The organism is Vibrio sp. OPT46 (assembly GCF_015163535.1).
GTDB classification, from domain to species: Bacteria; Pseudomonadota; Gammaproteobacteria; order Enterobacterales; family Vibrionaceae; genus Vibrio; species Vibrio alginolyticus.
In genome coordinates, this window is the sequence record NZ_JADDYG010000244.1 from 157601 (window position 1) to 159162 (window position 1562).

Genomic DNA, 1562 nt, shown 5'->3' on the forward strand with positions numbered 1-1562 from the left:
ACTATTTGATATTTACAAAGGTAAAATTAAGAATTGGAAAGAGGTCGGGGGCGCAGATCAGCCTATCGCGGTGGTTACTAGAGAAGCGTCTTCAGGTTCACGTTACAGCTTCGAAAGCTTGCTGGGACTGACCAAAATCGTTAATGATCGCCTTGTCTCGGATATCAGCCCAAACAACTTGGTTGTAAACAGCAACAGCATGGTAAAAACCATTGTTAACCATAACACTCGCGCCATTGGTTTTATCTCTGTAGGGTCAGTAGATCGCTCGATCAAGGCGATTCAGTTAGATGGTATTGACCCAACCTCGACAAACATTAGCAATCATAAGTACAAGTTGGCGCGACCATTCCTAGTGCTATACAAAGTAGATAAGATTAGCGATGCAGGTAAAGGTTTTATCGCTTTCCTTCGTTCAGAGCAGGGACAAAAAGCGATTGCAGGTTACGGTTATACGCCAGTAAAAAACTTTAATCAGTAAAAATGAAAAAGAGAGCACCTTGATGCTCTCTTTTACTATGTCGTGTTCTATCCGGTTTCGGAATTAGAAATGCAGTTGAATTACAGAGACCACAACCGCACCAGGTCGACGAATACCTTCAATTTCCACTTTAATTTCGCGCTCAATCTCCAAACCTTTTTTGATTGGCGTTACTTTTGTTAACGTGCTGACTGCACGAACATTATTGCCTGCTTTGACAGGGTAAGGGAAACGGACTTGGTTTAAACCCAAGTTAACTACCATCTTAGCTGTTGGGAACATTGGCTTGTCTGGATCGACTGAATCCGTCAGTTTAGGCAGCAATGCTAATGTTAAAAAGCCATGAGCGATAGTTGTCTTAAATGGAGATTCAGTTGAAGCACGCTCTGGATCAGTATGAATCCATTGCATGTCTTCCGTTACCGCACCAAATTGGTTAATACGTTCTTGAGACACATGAACCCAATCACCAGTGTGAATAACTTCGCCAATTTTTTCACTTAACTCGTCATAAAGCTTTTGAGCCTCAGGTGCCATTACGATCGGTGCAGGTTGAGGTGCAACTTCTTCGTTGACGGCTGGCTGCTGGTGATCACGAACTTTTGAGAAAAGAAAGCTATTTTGAGCTTTCCCCAAAAAGTCACTCCAATAATCGCGTAACGTTGGAGACATCCAATTCATAAACTCGGATTGATGAGCAGAAATCGCATCAACTTTGTCTTTAAATAGATTTGTGACCTTCATAAACACCCTTAAGAATTCTAAGCACAACTGGCTATACCAGTTAATTTTGAATTAGTTCACAAAGTCTTGCAAATACTTTCGGGCGAACACATGTACCCTAAAAGCATGTTATGTCTTATATATCAGCAAGATAACAATAAAACACCATTTTATTGACGTGCGCCAATATAAAGTAAAAACTCTATAAATTGGTACTTTTTGTCCCTTTTTCACTCCGTTTTCAAACTGTCCAACATCACATCAGTGATCATAAAACAAGCAAACAGTACTTCTATTATAATTCAGCACTTTACAAGTCGGACTATGCTCCTTATTATACCGCCCACAACGGAGAGAT

Annotated in this window: 2 protein-coding genes; one reads left to right on the plus strand and one right to left on the minus strand. The window is 40.7% G+C overall.

Going from position 1 to position 1562, the window contains the following annotated elements; all coding sequences use genetic code 11:
- Positions 1-481 (plus strand): substrate-binding domain-containing protein (locus tag IQR33_RS10850; RefSeq protein WP_193843694.1); only part of this gene is annotated, 481 nt, incomplete at its 5' end.
- Between the two features lie 63 nt (positions 482-544).
- Here IQR33_RS10850 and IQR33_RS10855 read toward each other — a convergent pair.
- Positions 545-1225, minus strand: coding sequence for a MaoC family dehydratase (locus IQR33_RS10855; protein ID WP_005375670.1), 681 nt, complete (start codon positions 1223-1225; stop codon positions 545-547).
- Positions 1226-1562 lie beyond the last annotated feature (337 nt).